The organism is Rhizobium mesosinicum, assembly GCF_019511345.1.
Classification (GTDB): domain Bacteria; phylum Pseudomonadota; class Alphaproteobacteria; order Rhizobiales; family Rhizobiaceae; genus Rhizobium; species Rhizobium mesosinicum.
In genome coordinates, this window is the sequence record NZ_JAEUAK010000006.1 from 78,336 (window position 1) to 96,520 (window position 18,185).

Consider the following 18,185-nt stretch of genomic DNA (forward strand, 5'->3'; position numbering starts at 1 on the left):
TGAATGACCCTCACGAGCGCCAAAGCGTCTCCCTGGTGGATACCATCAGTGCATGCCGATCGCCGTCCGTTCCTTATCGGACGCAACGCGATCCAGGCGGCGCTGCGCGGCTACTTTGCGCGCGAGGATTTCATCGAGGTCGACACGGCCACGCTGCAGGTCTCTCCTGGCAACGAGGCTCACCTGCATGCCTTTGCCACCCAGGCGCTGACGACGGACGGACAGGCTGCGCCCTTTTACCTGCACACGTCGCCGGAATTTGCCTGCAAGAAGCTTTTGGCCGCCGGCGAAGAACGCATCTCCTGCTTTGCGCATGTCTATCGCAACCGCGAGCGGGGGCCCCTGCATCATCCTGAGTTCACTATGCTCGAATGGTATCGGGCAGGCGAAAGCTATGAGAGCCTGATGATGGATTGCGTGCGCATTCTGGCGCTCGCTGCCGAAACGGTGAAGACGGCCAAGCTTCTCTATCGCGGCGATGAGTGCGATCCTTTTGCTGGGCCGGAGCGGGTGAGCGTGGCGGAGGCTTTCAGCCGTCATGTCGGCATCGATCTTCTGGCTTCTGTATCTGCTGACGGCTCGACCGATCGCGAGCATCTTGCCGCCGAAGTGCGGCGGATCGGCATGCGCGTTTCCGATGACGACCATTGGGCCGATCTTTTCAGCCGCGTACTGGTGGAAAAGGTCGAGCCGCATCTCGGCTTCGGCCGTGTCACCATTCTCGACGAATATCCTGTTTCGGAAGCGGCACTTGCGCGGCCTTCGGCGCGCGATCCGCGGGTGGCGGAGCGCTTCGAGTTCTATGCTTGCGGCGTCGAGCTTGCCAACGGCTTTGGCGAACTGACCAATGCCGCCGAGCAGCGGCGGCGTTTCGAGATGGAGATGACCGAGAAGATGCGCGTCTATGGCGAGACCTATCCGCTCGACGAGGATTTTCTGGCAGCGCTGGCGATCATGCCGGAAGCGAGCGGCATCGCGCTCGGTTTCGACCGGCTTGTGATGCTGGCGACGGGAGCGTCGCGGATCGATCAGGTGCTCTGGGCCCCTGTGGCGGAGTACGGCCGATGAATGTCATGCGCCCGATCAAAAGTGTCGACGATCTCGTCAGGACAGGCCTGATCGAGGACGCTGAGCGACTGGCGCTCGACGAGGTTGCTGCCCGCTATGCCATTGCGCTGACGCCTGCCATGGCGAGGCTGATCGATCATGCCGATCCGGCCGATCCGATTGCCCGGCAGTTCGTGCCAGATGCGGCGGAACTCGTGACCACGCCGGAAGAACGGGCCGATCCCATCGGCGATCATGCGCACAGTCCGGTGGAAGGTATCGTACATCGCTATCCGGATCGTGTCCTATTGAAGGCCGTACATGTCTGCCCGGTCTATTGCCGTTTCTGCTTCCGGCGCGAGATGGTGGGACCGCAGGGGCTCGGCACTCTCGAGCCGGCCGCTCTGGCCTCAGCCTTTGACTATATTCGCAGCCACAGCGAGATCTGGGAGGTGATCCTGACCGGTGGCGATCCGCTGGTGCTTTCACCACGCCGTCTCGGCGACATTCTAAGAGAGCTTGCGGCAATCCAGCATGTGAAAATCGTGCGATTCCACACACGGGTGCCGGTTGTCGAGCCGCAGAAGATCGATGTGGAACTGATCGCCGCACTGAAGGCGAGCGGCAAGACAGTTTATGTCGCGCTCCACGCCAATCATCCGCGTGAGCTGATCGCGGAAGCGCGCGCCGCCTGTGCCCGTCTGGTGGATGCCGGCATCGTCATGGTCAGCCAGTCGGTGCTTCTGAAGGGGGTCAATGACGATGCCGATGTTCTGGCGGAACTGATGCGAGCCTTCGTCGAGGCACGCGTGAAGCCCTATTACCTGCACCATCCGGATCTTGCGCCCGGCACCAGCCATTTCCGGCTGTCGATAGAGGAGGGGCAGAAGATCGTCTCCTCGCTTCGCGGTCGCATCTCCGGCCTCTGCCAACCCACCTATATTCTCGATATTCCGGGCGGCCACGGCAAGGCCGTGATCGGCGAAAGCGCCGTGCAGGCGACCGCTGAGGGTTGTTATTCGATTTCGGATTATCGTGGCAACGAGCATTCCTATCCGCCAGCAGATTAACGCACCAGCGGGCTCGTGGCGTGCCATTTCTGTACTTCGCGCGACTGGAGCGACTTGCTGCCGGTTTTCTCGGGCTAAATCAAACTATTGATGGAAATGAAGTATTAGGCCCAAGCTAGGCATGATCTGTAAAAAGCAAAGTATGAGTCTTAGTCATATTTAACTAATTATATTAGCGGAATGTTCTGTTTTCCGTACTAAAAGCACTCCCATGAAAAGGCGATGAATGCCGGCTCAGGATCATGAAAATCTGGAGTGAATGGGATGAACAAGACAATCCGCGACCTTGTAGCCAAGTTCGGTAAGCTTCCTGTGCCAGTTGATCAGGTTACCGACGATGCGGATCTCTATGCTGCGGGTCTGACGTCCTTCGCCTCGGTGCAGCTCATGCTTGGCATCGAAGAGGCATTCGACATCGAATTTCCTGACAATCTCCTGAACCGCAAGTCCTTCGCGAGCATCTCGGCGATCGCCAAGACGGTCGATCTCATCCGGGATGGCCGAAAGGTTGCCTGATGAACGTCCCGGTCAAGATCACGGAAGACAGCTTGGTCGCAAGGGCTGCCCGCGTCGCTGAAATTGCGGCAGGACATGCGGATGCCGTCGATTTCGAAGGCCGGTTTCCGCAGGAGGCCGTCAACGCCATGAAGGCCGAGCGTCTGCTCGGTATCCAGATTCCCCGCCATCTCGGTGGCGAGGCCGCTTCCACCACCCAGATCGCCGAATTGTGCTCGATGCTCGGCCAGGCCTGCGCGGCAAGCGCGATGGTCTTTGCCATGCACCATATCAAGCTTTCGAGCCTCGTCGAACACGGCGTCGACAGCGAGTGGCATAGCGCCTTCATGCGCCGTATCGCGGCTGAACAGCTTCTGATCGCTTCCGCCACCACCGAAGGGGGGATCGGCGGCAATCTGCGCAACAGCATCTGCGCGATCGAAATCGACGGCGATATCTGCAGGCTGCAAAAGGATGCCACCGTCATTTCCTACGGCTCGCATGCCGATGCCATTCTCATCACCTCACGCAGCCATCCGCAGGCCGCCTCTTCCGATCAGGTCCTGACAGCATTCCTGAAAGATCAGTACACGCTCGAAAAGACGCATGCCTGGAACACGCTCGGCATGCGCGGGACCTGCTCCGACGGCTTTCTGTTCAAGGGTGAAGCACCGGCCGCACAGATCCTGCCGAAGCCATTCGCTGAGATTGCCGCGCAGTCGATGCTTGCCTCTTCGCACCTGCTCTGGAGCGGCGTGTGGTACGGCATCGCGGTTGATGCCGTTTCCCGCGCACAGGCTTTCGTGCGCGCCGCTGCCCGCAAGTCTCCTGATGCTACCCCGCCCGGCGCCCTTCGCCTCGCTGAGGTTTCCAACCTCCTGCAGATGGTGAAGTCGAATGTCGTTGCCGGCCTGAAGGCTTATGAGGACGCCAAGGCTGACGGCGACAAGCTCTCCTCGATGGGCTTTGCCGTGGCGATGAACAATGTGAAGATCGCCTCCTCCGAGACGATCCTGGAAATCGTCAATCATGCCATGCTGATCTGCGGCATCATGGGCTACAAGAATGGTACGCCCTTCAGCCTCGGACGCCATCTGCGCGATGCCCATTCCGCACAGCTCATGATCTCGAACGACCGCATCCTCGGCAATACGTCGAGCATGCTCCTTGTCCATAAGCAGGACACTAGCCTACTGGGGTAAAGCCATGGATATGCAGACTTCGTTTCTGGACCGGCTCTTCGAGTCCGGCCTGCTGATCGATACCGGCGTTGACGGTCTTTATGGCCGCAGCGGCCAGTTCGAAGACGTCATCGCCGCTTTCGAACGGCTGATCGACAGGTTCGGTGGCGCCGATGGCGCCGAAGCGATGCGCTTTCCGCCCGGCATGAATCGTGCGCTCTTCGAAAAGAGCGGCTACATGAAGAGCTTCCCGCAGCTTGCCGGCACGGTGCACAGCTTCTGCGGCAGTGAGCTCGACCATATGAGCCTGCTGCAATGCATGGAAGTCGGCGACGACTGGACCAAAGACCAGAAGGCAACCGATATCGTTCTGACGCCGGCTGCCTGCTACCCGCTCTACCCGACAGTTGCCAAACGCGGCAACCTGCCGGCCAACGGTGGCCTCTTCGATCTCCAGTCCTACTGCTTCCGCCATGAACCCTCGAAGGATCCTGCCCGCCAGCAGCTTTTCCGCATGCGCGAATATGTCTGCATGGGCACTGAGCAGCATGTGACCGATTTCCGCCAGAGCTGGATGGATCGCGGCGTCGAAATGATGAAGCAGGTCGGCCTCGATGTGACGATCGATGTTGCCAACGACCCGTTCTTCGGCCGCGCCGGCAAGATGATGGTCAATAACCAGCGTGACCAGAACCTGAAGTTCGAACTGCTGATCCCGATCACCTCGTCGGCGAACCCGACGGCCTGCATGAGCTTCAACTACCACCAGGACTCTTTCGGTGTGAAGTGGGGCCTGAACCTCGAAGACGGCAGTGTGGCCCATACGGCTTGCGTCGGCTTCGGCCTTGAGCGCATCGCACTCGCGCTCTTCCATCACCACGGCCTTGACGTTAAGGAATGGCCGGCCAGTGTCCGGAGAGTCCTGTGGGGCTGAGCGGTTCCATGACCTCGGTTTTTGCGGGTATCGATCCTGATGCCTACAAGCCGCATGCGCTGCATTCCGGCGAGCGCATGTGGCCGGAGACCAATTGCTATATCGATCTCTGGATCGAGGTTCTCTCCACCTTCGGCGTCGCACCCGAAGCGATGCTCGGCTTTACGCTGACGCAGGATTTCGAGGGCGACCAGTTCACCTTCTTCAAGGTACCGTTGGAAGATCTCGAGGCCCTCTATGGCATCCGCACTACCGAGCTTGCTATCTACGACCGCGTGGAACGGCATGTCGAGGTGCAGATCGCCCGCGGGCGACTCTGCCTCATCGAGATGGATTCCTTCTATATGCCGGATACGCGCGGCACCGCCTACCGGCAGGAGCACGGCAAGACCACGGTCGCGATCAACCGCCTGGACTTTGCCGGCAAGCGCGTCGACTATTTCCACAATGCCGGTTATTTCCGCATCGAGGGCGAGGATTTCGACGGGCTGTTCCAGTCGCATCTGACAGATGAGGATGCGCCGTTCCTGCCCTATACGGAATTCGCCAAGTTCCCGGAACGCCCTGTCGGCGAAGCGCATCTGCGCGAGGTTTCCCGGCGTCTCCTAACCTTCCACTTCCGTCGCCGCCCGAGCGCCAATCCGATCCGTGCTTTTGCCGAGGTCTTTCCGCTGCAGGTCGAGGGAGTAGCCGATCGGCCCTTCGGCTTCTTCCACAAATATGCCTTCAACACGCTGCGGCAGGTGGGAGCGAATTTCGAACTCGCAGCCGATCATCTGACCTGGCTTTCAGCCGGCGAGTTTGGTGTTGCGGCCGAAGAGGCGCGCCGGATCTCGGAAGCGGCGAAGTCGGTTCAGTTCCAGCTTGCCCGCGCAGTCACCCGCCGCAAGTTCGAACCCTTGAAAGCCGCACTTGATCCGGCAGCCGATGCATGGGATTCGATGATGGCATCGCTCGTGGAGCGAGTCTGAAGCCGGAGATCTGACCATGCGGGGGCGGTTGGCAAGCATCGGGGCTGAGGAAAGCTTGCTTTCCGAAGGGTGGAATCTGGTTCTGACCGAGCCCGACGCCTGCGCGACACCCCACGATATCCACCTTTCGGCGCAGTTCATTCCCGCACCTGTTCCGGGCACTGTCGCAGCGGCGCTCGAAAGAGCAGGGCTGTTTGACCGGGAAAATCCACAGCCTCTGAACACCAAGGACGCCTGGTACCTGACCCGCCTCTTCGATACGGAGCCAGGTGAGGCGATCCTGCGTTTTGAGGGGCTGGCGACGATCTGCCATGTTTTTCTCAACGGTCAGGAAATCCTCTCTTCCGAAAGCATGTTCACTACGCACGAAATGCCGGTGACGCTGACAGGCGGGGATGAACTGGCGCTGTGTTTCCGGGCGCTTGGCCCTCATCTGTCGGAGCCCGGGCCGCGTGCTCGCTGGCGACCGCAAATGATTGCGCCTCAGGGGCTGAAGAATGTCCGCAATACGCTGCTCGGGCATATGCCCGGCTGGTGCCCGGAGATCCATGCCGTTGGGCCGTGGCGACCGATTTCGCTCGTGCGCCGGGGCGCGGCTTCGGTCGATAATGTTTCGGTGCGCGCGGTGTTGGAGGAAAAAGGCGCGGGGCGACTCAGCGTTTCGCTTTATACCGCTGGCGAAGAGCCGGTAATGCTGTTGCGTTGCGCCGGCGCCGAGCAGGCTTTCGAGAAGATCGGCGATCGGCACTATTCGGCGATTCTCAAGCTTTCCGACATCGAGGCGTGGTGGCCGCATACGCATGGCGTGCCGCATCTCTATGAGGTGACGCTGGTTATCGATGGCGAAGAACATTCGCTGGGCAAAGCCGGTTTTCGCCGTATCGAGGCCGACCATGGCGCTGATGGCAACGATTTCGCGCTTGTGGTCAACGGCGAGCGGGTCTTCTGCCGCGGCGCGGTCTGGACAACGGCCGATATCGTGCGGCTGCCTGGCGAGCGGGCCGATTACGAGCCCTTCCTGCGGCTTGCTGCCGAGGCCGGCATGAACATGATCCGCATCGGCGGTACCATGGCCTATGAAACACCCGACTTTTTCGCGCTCTGCGATGCGCTTGGGCTGATGGTCTGGCAGGACTTCATGTTCGCCAATTTCGACTATCCCAAGAATGACAAGGCGTTTATCGGCCATGTGCATGCCGAAGTGGAAGCGTTTCTGCACGGCGTACAGCTCTCGCCCTCGCTAGCGATGCTCTGCGGCGGCAGCGAAATCCATCAGCAGGCGGCGATGTTCGGCCTGCCCCCGGATTTCTGGAGCGGGCCGATCACCGACGAGATCATTCCGGCGATCTGCCAGCGCATGCGGCCGGATGTGCCCTATGTGCCGAATTCGCCCTATGGCGGGGCGATGCCCTTTTCGCCCAACGCTGGCGTCACGCATTATTACGGCGTCGGTGCCTATATGCGGCCGCTCGAGGATGCCCGCCGCGCCGAGGTGCGCTTTGCGGCCGAAAGCCTCGCCTTTGCCCATGTGCCGCAGCAGCGGACCCTGCAGCGGCATCTCGACGTGCCTTCGGTTCACAGTCCGCTCTGGAAAGAGCGGGTGCCGCGTGACCGCGGTGCTTCCTGGGATTTCGAGGATATCAGAGATTTCTATCTCGGACTTCTCTACGATCTCGATCCGGCCAGACTCCGCCGCGAAGACCCCGAGCGCTATCTCGATCTTTCGCGCGCAGTGACGGGAGAAGTGCTGGAGGAGACCTTTGCCGAATGGCGAGGCAAGGGATCGTCCTGCAATGGCGCGCTCGTCTGGACGCTGCAGGATCTGTTGCCTGGCCCCGGCTGGGGCGTGATCGACTCTACCGGCGAGCCGAAGCCTGTCTGGCATGCAATGTGCCGCGCCTTCCGTCCGGTGCAGGCAGTTTTTACGGACGAGGGTACGAACGGCCTCCATGTCCACGTCATCAACGAAACGGATAGGGTGGTCGCTCTCGAGCTCGATGTGGCCTGCCTGCGCGATGGGCGCCAGCAGGTCGCGAGCGGCAGCAAGGCTTTCAATCTCGACCCGAGGAGCGTGGAGCGTATCGCTTGCACCGATCTCTTCGGCGGCTTCTTCGATGCGGCTTATGCCTTCCGTTTTGGCGCGCCATCGCATGACGTCAGCGTTGCCTGGCTGCGGTCGGCGATGGACGGCGCGCTGCTGGCGCAGGCTTTCCATTTCCCGCGCGGCCGAGCCAGAGCCTTCCACGACGCGACGATCGAGGCGTCCTTCATCCGTGAGGGCGATGATTGGTTCATCACGCTTGCGACCGACAGGCTGGCTCAATCCGTGCATATCGATGTCGAAGGCTACCGGGCTGAAGAGGACTGGTTCCATCTGGCGCCAGGTCCTGCCAAGCGAGTGAAGCTCATCGCTGCTGCGGGTACTGATGGCGATGCATTGCCGGCGGGCGAAATCAGAAGCGTCGGCGCCTTGCGCCGTTTCGCGCTTTAAGGAGCGGTCATGACGATCAGGGTGCAGGCGGAAGAGGCTTTGCGGGGCGTCTATCGGAGGGTGCGCGGGCATCTGCTGCAGCGGCTGATTGTCAAATCGCGGCTTGCCTTCAATCCGCGTCGACCGGTTGAGATCGTCGGCTACCTGTCGATGGCGGCGGGTGTAGGCGAATCCGCGCGCCTTTGCGCTGCTGCACTTTCGCAGGTGGGCCGTGAAATCGTGCTTGCGGATGTCAGCACACATCCGGACGAAGACGAGCTGGTCGAATGGACGTCCGAGCAAATCTCCGGCGGCCAGCCGGGAAGCCGCATATGGCATCTCAATCCGCCCATGCTGCCGCGCGCGATCCTGAAGAAAGGCCTCGGCAATTTCACCCGCGCCTTCAATATCGGTTACTGGGCATGGGAGCTGGAAGTGGTGCCGGCGGAATGGCGCAATGCCATGCACTATATGAACGCCGTCTTCGTTCCCTCGGAATTCACCAGGCGCGCAATCGCACCGCATACGACAGCACCTGTCATTGTCGTGCCGCACCCGGTGACCGAGCGGCCGGCCGCTGACGGCATCAGGCAGAAATTCGGAATTGCCGAGGACGCGTTTCTCGTATCCTTCATCTTCAGCGCCGGTTCCTCGATCAACCGCAAGAACCCGCAGGCAGCGATCGAAGCCTTTAGGCTCTTCAGCGCCGAATGCCGCAATGCCTTCCTGCTGATGAAGGCGAGCGGCAACCCGGCGAGGGACGAGGCGCTTAGGGCACTCATGCAGTCCGTGGAAGGCGACCGCAACATCAGGATCGTTATCGACAATCTGGCGAGTTCGGAGATCAACGGCATTATCCGTGATTCCAACGCCTATCTTTCGCTGCATCGTTCGGAGGGGTTCGGTCTGACGGTGGCTGAAGCGATCATGCACCGCACGCCTGTCGTCTCCACAGGATGGTCGGGTACTGCAGACTTTTGCGACCCTGATAATACCTGGCTGGTCGAGCCCTCACTTATTCCCGTCATCGATGATCATCCGGAATTTGCCGATCTCAAGGATGCCGTCTGGGCCGATCCGTCACCGCTAGCAGCAGCAGCGCATCTGAAGGGCATCTATTCCGATCCTGATGGTGCGAGGCGGAAGTCGGAGGGGGCTCGAGACTATCTGATGCGCCATCTTGCCAAGCACAGCTACGACAAGGCGCTTTCACGGCTTTCGGCGATGCAGGCAAGCTAAACTGAGCGCCTTACTCCCCTTTATTTTAACATTTCCAATTTAGAGATGGCTTGTTTTCGGCCGCGCTGCGGCTTCGGGCGGATGGACGGATGTCGAAGGGCATTATTGCAAATTCGGTGATGAATGCGGCGGCAGGCATGCTGCTTCTGGTGACGGGGTTTGTGTCCTCGATCATAACTGCACGCCTGCTCGGCCCCGAGGCCAACGGCATCGTCGCCTTCTCGCTCTGGCTCGTCGTCACAGGGGCCTCGATTGCCGAACTCGGCTCCAGCATCACGCTTCTGAAGACACTGCCGCAGCTTTCGGCACAGGGTTACAACTTCGAGCAACGCAGGGGATTTGCCTCGATCCTGGTCACCTTCACGGTCTGCTCCACGTTGGTGCTGCTGGGGCTTTATGCCCTGTTCTTCCTGACATCGGAGGAAATGCATTGGGCCGACACCGCGCCGTCGGTGGCGCTCGTGACAGGCATTCTCTTTTTCGTCCAGGCGATCGGCTCTTTCGTCAAATTTTACCTCATCGGCGAAAAGCGGCTCGGCACGTTCTTCCAGCTGACGCTGATCGTCTCGGTTTTCCAGCTTGTCGGCGTGGCGGTCGGTGCCGTCTTTTACGGTGTGCAGGGCGTGCTTGTCGGCTATGCACTCGGCCAGCTCGTGCTTTTCGTCGCTACCTTGCCGATCCTCTTTGCCCGTCGTGACCGCTGCGGTGTCTCCCTCAAATATCTGGCTTCGTCGTCGGTCATCCTGTCGATGCAGTTCATCATCGATTCGATCTTCCTCAACCGTATCGAACTGCTTTTCCTGCAGCAGTTCTGGTCGGTGGAAATGGTCGGCTTCTACGCTGCCGGCCTGTCGATCGCCAATATCGCGCTGCAGCTTCCGATCCAGATGAGCGGCAGCCTGCTCCCCTATTATTCGGAACGGCGGCATACCAGCGCCGACTCCAAGTTCCCGGTCGACGCCTTTGCCGCTGTCATCCGCAGCATGGCCTATATCGTGCTGCCTATGAGCCTGGGGCTTGCCGCGATCTCTACTGAACTTGTGCATGTGGTCTTTGGCGAAGCCTTCGACCGAAGCGCTGGAGTTGTCGCACTGCTTGCGCTCGTCGCGCCTGCCTACACTCTCATGCAGGTTCTCAGCCTGTACCTGCTTTCAATCGACAAAGCCAATGTACGGTTGAAAATCAGTGTGATAGGTGGCCTGCTGATGGTGGCAGGTTGTTTACTCATCGTACCTAGTCTGGCCGCCGAGGGCGCCGCGCTTGTGCGCATAGCCGTATTCGTTGCGATGTCGGTAATGATGGTCAGACAAACTGGCTTCGGAACGCAGCTTTCGGGCCTTTATCTCAGCCTTACGAAGATTACTCTTGCGGCGGTATTTTGCGCCTGCGGTGCCGTTACTGCACTTGAGCTCGTCCAGGGTCCTGTCGGTCTTGTCGCGGCGATCATCGCTGGCACATTCGCGTATTTTGCTGCGTTGAAAGTCCTCCGTGCCGTTCCTGCCGAAGATATCCGGGTGCTGCGCTCGATCCTCGACAAGATGCCCGCATTGCTGCAGGGATCGGCAAGGCGCGTGGTCGATTTCATCACCGCGCCGACCCAAGAAGGAGAAGAGAAGAAGCCGGTCAACGAAGAATTCTCGCGTGAACCGGCGGAAGGCGCCGGCCGCTCCGCTGCTCTTCCCGTTGTCTTTGACGGCACGATTGGTCTCTTCATGCCGGAAAAGGCTGACGTCGCAAAACGCTCGGCTGCTGTCCTCTTCGTCAGCCCCTGGGGTTTCGAGGAAATGTGCACACGGAAATTCTATCGTGTGGCAGCGGAGCATTTTTCCGACATCGGCGTGCCGAGCCTGCGTTTCGACTATACTGGCACCGGTGACGCGCTCGATTTCGGCAATCAGATGCCAAGCCTGGAAATCTGGAAGAACTCCATCCGCGCGGCCGCTGTAAAGCTGAAGGCGCTTAGCGGTTGCTCGCAGATAATCCTTATCGGCCAGGGTCTCGGCGGCACGCTTGCTCATTTGACCGGTCATTCGATCGAGGGCGTCGGCAGCGTCGTGCTGCTCGCGCCTGTTCTGAGCGGCAGGGGGCATCTGCGCGAAATCAACATGTGGTCGCGGATCATCCATGCCGACCTCGGCCTCGGTAAGGAACATGCGCCGAGCACGCAGGTCCAGATCGCCGGGTTGACCCTGCCGGACGCGATTGCCGCGGAAATCGGCAAGCTCAATATCAGTTCACCGCAGGACTTAGCGGCGCCGAATTACCTCATCCTCGAACGTCCGGTTCGGGTTGACGATACGGCCTTCGCCGACGCCCTGAAGGCACTCGGCGGCAATGTCGAGCAGCGTGTTTTCGAAGGTTATGACGAGCTGGTCACGAACCCGCTCTTTGCCAAAACGCCGATGGCAGTCATCGCGCTGCTCACCGAATGGCTTGTCGAGACAGCCGCGCCTGCCGCATCCGCGGTTCATTCTCCGCAGGAGGTCGAAAACCAGCCGCTCGCGGGTGATGGTTTCGAGGAAATTCCGGTTCGTTTCGGAGCCTTTCAGCATCTCATCGGTGTCGTCAGCCGGCCGCAGGGCGAGATCAAAGGTAATGCCGTACTCTTCATGTCGACGGCCTATGACCGACATGCCGGTTGGGGCCGTACGACGGTCGATATGGCACGTGAGCTCGCTCGCCAGGGCGTCGTTTCGCTGCGCTTCGATTCCGCCAATGTCGGCGACAGCGTTCCGCGCCCGGATGCGCCGGAACAGGTTCTCTATTCCGCGAAACAGACCGAAGACGCGCTCGCCTCGCTTGATCTTTTGGAAAGCTTCGTTGCCGGACCGATCATGGTCGCCGGTCGCTGCAGCGGCGGTTATGTGGCGCTGCGCGCCGGCATCGAGGATGAGCGGCTGAAGGCGATCGTTTCCATCAATCCCTTCGTCTATTACTGGGATCCCGAGATGCCGGTGCGACGCGAACATGTCGTCTCAGTTCCGCGCAGCGTCGACGACTACGGTCAGCGGATGATGCGGCTCGACACGGTCAAGCGGCTGTTCCGCGGCGAGGTCGATGTCTTTGCGGCCCTGCAGAACATCTTCATCGCGATCGGCCGCCGGCTTTCGCCGCGCATCGCGCCGCTCGTGGAACTCATTCCGGGCCGCCGCCATATCGCACGCCAGGTGCGTCAATCCTTTGCGGCACTCGGCAAACGCAAGGTGCCGCTGACTCTGATCTACAGCGAAGGCGATGTCGGTCTCGACCACATGTATTTCCACTTCGGTCCGCGCGGTCATAAGTTCGCGCGCCACCCGAACGTGCGTCTGGTGATGCTGCAGGATGCCGATCACAATCTGACGCCGCCGGAATCGCGCAAGCTGGTGCTGGACGAGATCGTCCGGCTGGCGAAAGCTTGAGAATTTTCTGACCTTTTAAGTGCCAATGCCAATTGAGCGGTAGAGGTCTATATACCGTTCCGCGACGGCATCCCACGAATAGGCATGGGCGGCCTGCATGAGGCTCTTCCGCAAGGACAAACCCTCGACGGTGACGTTGCGATAGGCTTTCTCGATCGCATCCGCTGCCAATTCCGGCCTCGTGAAGTCGGCGAGGATGATTTCCTCATGCCGCCGGGCGAGCACCCGATAGGCCTCGTTGGTGTTGAGGACCGGCTGCAGTCCAGCGCTCATGGCTTCCAGCGCAACGATGCCGAAACCTTCATATTCCGATGCCGAAGCCATGAGTGATGCCTTGGCAATGATGCCGCGGATCGCGTGATTGTCCGGCGAAACCGTCAGGGTTACGGATGCTTGCAACGATCTTGCGGCAATCTCCCGCCTGACGTCAGCGGCATCAAGATCGGATTCGGCGCCGATAATGTCGAGATGCCAATTGGGATGACGTTTTAGGAGTACGGCCGTCGCGTCCAGCAGAAGATCGAGCCGTTTGTTTACGGAGAAGCGCCCGATCGTGACGATGCGCCGCTCGGGTGTGCGCGAGGCGGCATCGGCGAATTTGCCGACATCGGCACCATTCTCGATGGTCATGCCATCGGGGACGATCTGGACGAACTGGCTGAGGTCCGACGCGCTGCAGCAAATGACGCGTCGATAGGCGATCGCCGAGAGCCGCGTCAGCGTTCTGAACCAGACTTTCTTGATGGCAAGGAATTTCTTCGTGTGAAAGAAACCGCCGTGGGTCGTGACGACCATGGGCTTGCGATGCAGGAACCTGCCCCAGGCGAGCGCATCGAAGAAGAAGTCGATCGCATGGACATGAATGAGATCTGCATCGCCGATATGGCGGAAGACCTGCGGCGCTACCGGATAGCGGCGGCTGCCGGACCAGGGGATGCGGACAACCTCGATGCCGTCGATGGTTTCGCGCGCCGGCAGCTTGTTTTCAGGTGCGGTAAAGAGAGAATCGAGCGTGACGACGCGAACGCGGTATCCGCGTTTCAGGGTCTGGCGGGCGAGATTGGCGACTACATCTTCCAGACCACCGCGGTTCGGCAGAAACTGGCGTACGACATGCACGATGAGAGGTGCAGCATCAAGCTGCGGCCTTTTCTCGACGGTCTCTTTCATGGGGACGGACATTTCCCACCTATTCTCTGTGGGAATGACCAGCCACGCCGGCCGTTAAGGTGCGGTATATGTAGGGGCGCCCGACCGGCTTTATTACCAAAAGGGTTAACCGGTTCAGAACGCCTTGAAGGTCAGTGTCGTCAGCGAACGGACGATGCCGGGGATGTTGGCAATGTTGTCGTTGATGAACTTGCCGATATCCTGGCCTTCTTCGATATAGACCTTGAGCAGCAGATCGTAATTGCCCGATGTCGAATAGAGCTCCGAGACCAATTCGGTCTTGTAGATGGCGTCGGCGACCTCGTAGGTCTTGCCGGGCGCGCATTGGAGCTGGACGAAGATCGGCTTCATGGGAGTTTCCTGCATCGAATTCTGATGGCGCATAATGGTCGAAACCGCTGCTGCGATGCAAGCCTTCCTTACGTTTCAGAACCCGAACGAGCTTCGGAGACGATCCAGTCTCGGAAGGCGGAAAGCGGCGCGTAATCGGCGCGTTCCGGGGGGAAAGCGAGATAATAGCGCTCGCGGCTTTCCATCTCGCGGTCGACGGCTGCGACGAGATCGCCGCGGTTCAGCTCTTCCTGGATCAGGAAAGTCGGCAGCAGGGCAACACCGAGGCCGGCGATCGCCGCTTGTGCTGCAGTGGCAAACTGGTCGAACAACATGCCGTGCACGCTTTGGAAGGCGACGCCGTTATCGGCAAACCAGCGCTCCCAGGCATCAGGCCGCGTCGTCAGATGCAAAAGGGGCATCGTCAGCAGGTCTTCCGCGCGGGAGATCGCATTGCGCTTAAGGAAATCCGGGCTGCAGGCGGGCAGCGTGCGTTCCGACATCAGAAGGGCGAGTTCCGCGCCCGGCCAGTGGGGATGACCGAAGTGGATGGCGGCATCGATGGAATCGAGCCGGAAATCGAAGGAGGAGAGCCGGGTCACGAGGTTGATCGTGACGCCCGGATTGGCGGCAAGGAAGCGGCCGAGGCGCGGCGCCAGCCAACGGGTGCCGAAGGTCGGCAGAATGGCGAGGTTCAAAGTACCGCCATGCGGATTAGCACGCAGGTTCAGCGAGGCGCTGGAGATACGGCGGAGTGCTTCGCGGATCTCCCGCGCGTAAGCGTCTCCGGCAAGAGTAAGTCGCACGGACTGGCGCTCGCGCAGGAAAAGCTCGACGCCGAGTTGCTCCTCCAGCGCCTTAATCTGGCGGCTGACGGCGCTCTGCGTCAGATCTAGTTCGCGTGCTGCTGCCGTCACGCTGCCGGTGCGCGCCACTGCCTCGAAGGCGGCGAGATGCGAAATCGACGGCAAAAAACGTCTTGGTAAAAGCATGGTCATTCCATTTCAGAATGAACTATTTCCGAAACGTCGATATTCACGGGTTCAGTGGGCTTGTAAAGAACTTCATCCTGCAAAATCGGAATGAACGGAGTTTCCTCATGCCCGGTGCTTTCGTCTCCACGGATCGCATCCGTTCGCTTTTCACCGACGCCATGTCGCAGATGTACCGGACGGAGGTGCCGCAATACGGGGCGCTGATCGAACTTGTGGGGGAGGTTAACGCCGAAGTCCTAGCGAAAGACCGTGGTCTGAGCGAGCGGCTTCGGCGTGCAGGCGAGCTCGAGCGCATCGATGTGGAGCGCCATGGTGCGATCCGTCTCGGAACGGAGGAAGAGCTTTTCACGATCCGCCGGCTCTTTGCCGTCATGGGAATGCAGCCGGTCGGTTATTATGATCTCTCGGTCGCCGGTGTTCCCGTGCATTCCACCTGCTTCCGGCCGATTGGTGAGGCAGCGCTGAACGTGAACCCGTTCCGTGTCTTCACCTCGCTCCTGCGGCTGGAATTGATCGAGGAAGAGGAATTGCGCGCCGAAGCCGCCGATATTCTCGCCAAGCGGCAGATCTACACCCCCCGCGCCATCAAACTCATCGAGCAGCATGAGAAGGCTGGTGGACTGACGGAAGCAGAAGCCGCAGAATTTGTTGCCGAGGCCCTGGAAACCTTCCGCTGGCACGGTGAGGCGACAGTCAGCGCCGAGACCTACAAACGTCTGCACGATGCGCATCGCCTCATTGCCGATGTCGTCAGTTTCAAGGGGCCGCATATCAACCACCTGACGCCGCGCACCCTTGATATTGATGAAGTGCAGCGGCGCATGCCGGAGCGCGGCATCACGCCCAAGGCCGTCATCGAAGGCCCGCCGCGACGCAATTGCGATATCCTGCTGCGGCAGACGAGCTTCAAGGCTCTGGAAGAGCCGATTGCTTTTACCGGCGAGGCCGGGACGAGATCAGGCACGCACACGGCGCGCTTCGGCGAGATCGAACAGCGCGGCGTGGCGCTGACGGCGAAGGGCCGGGCACTCTATGATCGGCTGCTTGCCTCGGTGCGGGGCGAAGTGCAGGTCGGCGCATCCGGCGCCAAGGCCGGCGACTATGATGCCGAACTTGCCGAGCGTTTTAAAGCGCTGCCGGACAGCTGGGAAGAGTTGCGGCGCGAGGGGCTTGCCTTCTTCCACTATTCGGCGACGCCCGAAGGTATTGCGGCCAGGGGAGAGCTGCCCTCCGATCCGGACGCGCTGATCGCCAAGGGCTATCTGCGGTTCGATCCCATTATCTACGAGGATTTCCTGCCCGTCAGCGCGGCCGGTATCTTTCAATCGAACCTCGGTACGGATCAGCAGCAGAATTATGCGACACGCTCGAACCGGGATGTCTTCGAGGAGGCGCTCGGCGCTGATGTACAGGACGAACTCGCGCTTTACGACGAGCGGCAGGCTGCCTCGCTCGACATGGCCATGGAAAAGCTCGGCCTTTCCAGCCTGAAGCTGAAGACGGTGGCCTGACAATCCGCCGCTTCCGCAGAGGCGGGAGCGGCGCTAGAGTACCGATTTCGATCCAGACTGGACTGTCCGATGCTCAATGATCCGCGCTCCCACGGCCTATGGGAAAAGACTGCTCCCCAGCCGCCCGCCACGTCTGCGCTGGAAGGCGCAACCGAGGCCGATGTCGTCATCGTCGGCGGCGGCTATACGGGCCTTTCCTCCGGCCTGCATCTGGCCGAGGCTGGGTCGCGGGTCGTACTCCTGGAGGCGAAGGAGATCGGTTTCGGCGGCGCAGGTCGCAATGTCGGCCTCATCAATGCCGGCATGTGGGTCATGCCTGATGACCTGCCCGGTGTGCTCGGCCCTGTTTATGGCGAGCGGCTGCTCGATCTGCTCGGCAATGCGCCGCAGCTGGTGATGGCGCTGATCGAAAAGCATGGTATCGCCTGCGAGCTCGAAAAGCAGGGCACGCTGCATTGCGCTGTCGGTCCCGATGGGCTGAAGGAAGTCGAGGAACGCTACAAACAATGGTCGGCGCGCGGTGCACCCGTCGCGTTGCTTAATGCGGATCAGACGGCAAAACGCATCGGTACGAATGCCTATGCCGGATCGCTGCTCGACATGCGGGCCGGCACGCTGCAGCCGCTTGCCTATGCGCGCGGGCTTGCCGATGCCGCGCAGAAGGCGGGTGTCGTGTTGCATACAGCAAGCCCTGTTATCGCAACCGACCGGCAGGGCAGCCGCTGGGTGGTCAAGACGGCACGCGGACAGGTGAGCGCCGATTGGATCATCGTGGCAACCGACGCCTACAGTACCGGCCCCTGGGAGCAGGTGCGCAGCGAACAGGTGTTTCTGCCCTATTTCAATTTCGCCACCGTACCGCTCGGCCACAACCTACGCCGGTCGATCCTGCCCAATCGCGAGGGTGTGTGGGATACAAAGGAAATCCTCTCCTCCTTCCGGATGGATCAGGCCGGCCGCCTGGTCTTCGGGAGTGTCGGGGCGCTGCGCAACACCGGCCTTTCCGTGCACAAAGGGTGGGCCAAGCGCTCGCTGAAGCGGCTCTTCCCCGAGATCGGCGATATCGAATTCGAATGTGAATGGTACGGACAGATCGGCATGACCGACAATGCGCTGCCACGCTTCCACAAATTCGCTCCCAATGTCATCGGTTTTTCAGGCTATAATGGCCGCGGGATCGCGCCGGGGACAGTGTTCGGCCGCACTTTGGCGGAGCATATTCTTGGCCGGATGGCTGAAGCGGATCTGCCTTTGCCGCTGACAGATCCTCGCGAGCCGAGCTTCCGCGCCCTTAAGGAATTATGGTACGAAGCCGGCGCTCAGGTCGCCCATTTCGCCGATGCCCGTTTCTGAGAACAACAAGACTGGAAC

The 18,185-nt window shown here is 60.5% G+C and carries 14 protein-coding genes; 11 read left to right on the forward strand and 3 right to left on the reverse strand.

Features of this window, described 5'->3' with window-relative positions; all coding sequences use genetic code 11:
* The first annotated feature begins 3 nt into the window (after positions 1-3).
* The 9 genes from epmA to JNB85_RS17335 all read left to right on the forward strand — a co-directional run bounded on the left by epmA (position 4) and on the right by JNB85_RS17335 (position 12,808).
* Positions 4-1,068, forward strand: coding sequence for an EF-P lysine aminoacylase EpmA (epmA, locus tag JNB85_RS17295; protein WP_220335570.1), 1,065 nt, complete (start codon positions 4-6; stop codon positions 1,066-1,068).
* On the forward strand, positions 1,065-2,117 hold the full coding sequence (locus JNB85_RS17300; RefSeq protein ID WP_220335571.1) for a lysine-2,3-aminomutase-like protein: 1,053 nt from the start codon (positions 1,065-1,067) through the stop codon (positions 2,115-2,117). Before epmA ends, JNB85_RS17300 begins: the two co-directional genes overlap by 4 nt.
* A 264-nt stretch (positions 2,118-2,381) precedes the next feature.
* Entirely contained in the window at positions 2,382-2,633 is a 252-nt protein-coding gene (locus tag JNB85_RS17305; RefSeq protein WP_220335572.1) for an acyl carrier protein, read from the forward strand.
* Positions 2,633-3,814, forward strand: a complete 1,182-nt coding sequence (locus JNB85_RS17310) for an acyl-CoA dehydrogenase family protein (protein WP_220335573.1) — start codon at positions 2,633-2,635, stop codon at positions 3,812-3,814. The genes JNB85_RS17305 and JNB85_RS17310 overlap by 1 nt, the downstream gene beginning before the upstream one ends.
* A 4-nt stretch (positions 3,815-3,818) precedes the next feature.
* Complete coding sequence (locus JNB85_RS17315) at positions 3,819-4,727, forward strand: amino acid--[acyl-carrier-protein] ligase (protein ID WP_220335574.1); 909 nt, start codon at positions 3,819-3,821, stop codon at positions 4,725-4,727.
* Positions 4,728-4,735: 8 nt separating this feature from the next.
* The gene (locus tag JNB85_RS17320) at positions 4,736-5,698 is read left to right on the forward strand and encodes a DUF1839 family protein (RefSeq protein ID WP_222858698.1); all 963 of its coding nucleotides are present in this window, start codon (positions 4,736-4,738) and stop codon (positions 5,696-5,698) included.
* A 16-nt stretch (positions 5,699-5,714) separates the two neighbouring features.
* Positions 5,715-8,189 (forward strand): glycosyl hydrolase 2 galactose-binding domain-containing protein, encoded by a 2,475-nt coding sequence (locus JNB85_RS17325; RefSeq protein ID WP_220335576.1) that lies wholly within the window; start codon positions 5,715-5,717, stop codon positions 8,187-8,189.
* A gap of 39 nt (positions 8,190-8,228) precedes the next feature.
* Complete coding sequence (locus tag JNB85_RS17330; RefSeq protein WP_220335782.1) at positions 8,229-9,407, forward strand: glycosyltransferase family 4 protein; 1,179 nt, start codon at positions 8,229-8,231, stop codon at positions 9,405-9,407.
* An 89-nt stretch (positions 9,408-9,496) separates the two neighbouring features.
* Positions 9,497-12,808, forward strand: a complete 3,312-nt coding sequence (locus JNB85_RS17335) for an oligosaccharide flippase family protein (RefSeq protein WP_220335577.1) — start codon at positions 9,497-9,499, stop codon at positions 12,806-12,808.
* Between the two features lie 15 nt (positions 12,809-12,823).
* Here the strand turns inward: JNB85_RS17335 and JNB85_RS17340 are convergent, their stop codons facing one another.
* The 3 genes from JNB85_RS17340 to JNB85_RS17350 form a co-directional block, all read right to left on the reverse strand.
* Positions 12,824-13,978, reverse strand: a complete 1,155-nt coding sequence (locus tag JNB85_RS17340) for a glycosyltransferase family 4 protein (protein ID WP_420852277.1) — start codon at positions 13,976-13,978, stop codon at positions 12,824-12,826.
* Between the two features lie 114 nt (positions 13,979-14,092).
* The gene (locus tag JNB85_RS17345) at positions 14,093-14,329 is read right to left on the reverse strand and encodes an Lrp/AsnC ligand binding domain-containing protein (protein WP_007825394.1); all 237 of its coding nucleotides are present in this window, start codon (positions 14,327-14,329) and stop codon (positions 14,093-14,095) included.
* A 68-nt stretch (positions 14,330-14,397) separates the two neighbouring features.
* On the reverse strand, positions 14,398-15,306 hold the full coding sequence (locus tag JNB85_RS17350; RefSeq protein ID WP_220335579.1) for a LysR family transcriptional regulator: 909 nt from the start codon (positions 15,304-15,306) through the stop codon (positions 14,398-14,400).
* A 101-nt stretch (positions 15,307-15,407) separates the two neighbouring features.
* On the opposite strand from JNB85_RS17350, the gene hglS reads away from it, so the two are divergent.
* Together hglS and JNB85_RS17360 are read left to right on the forward strand one after the other, a co-directional pair.
* The gene (gene hglS, locus JNB85_RS17355) at positions 15,408-16,814 is read left to right on the forward strand and encodes a 2-oxoadipate dioxygenase/decarboxylase HglS (RefSeq protein ID WP_220335580.1); all 1,407 of its coding nucleotides are present in this window, start codon (positions 15,408-15,410) and stop codon (positions 16,812-16,814) included.
* A gap of 69 nt (positions 16,815-16,883) precedes the next feature.
* The gene (locus tag JNB85_RS17360) at positions 16,884-18,167 is read left to right on the forward strand and encodes an NAD(P)/FAD-dependent oxidoreductase (protein WP_220335581.1); all 1,284 of its coding nucleotides are present in this window, start codon (positions 16,884-16,886) and stop codon (positions 18,165-18,167) included.
* Positions 18,168-18,185 lie beyond the last annotated feature (18 nt).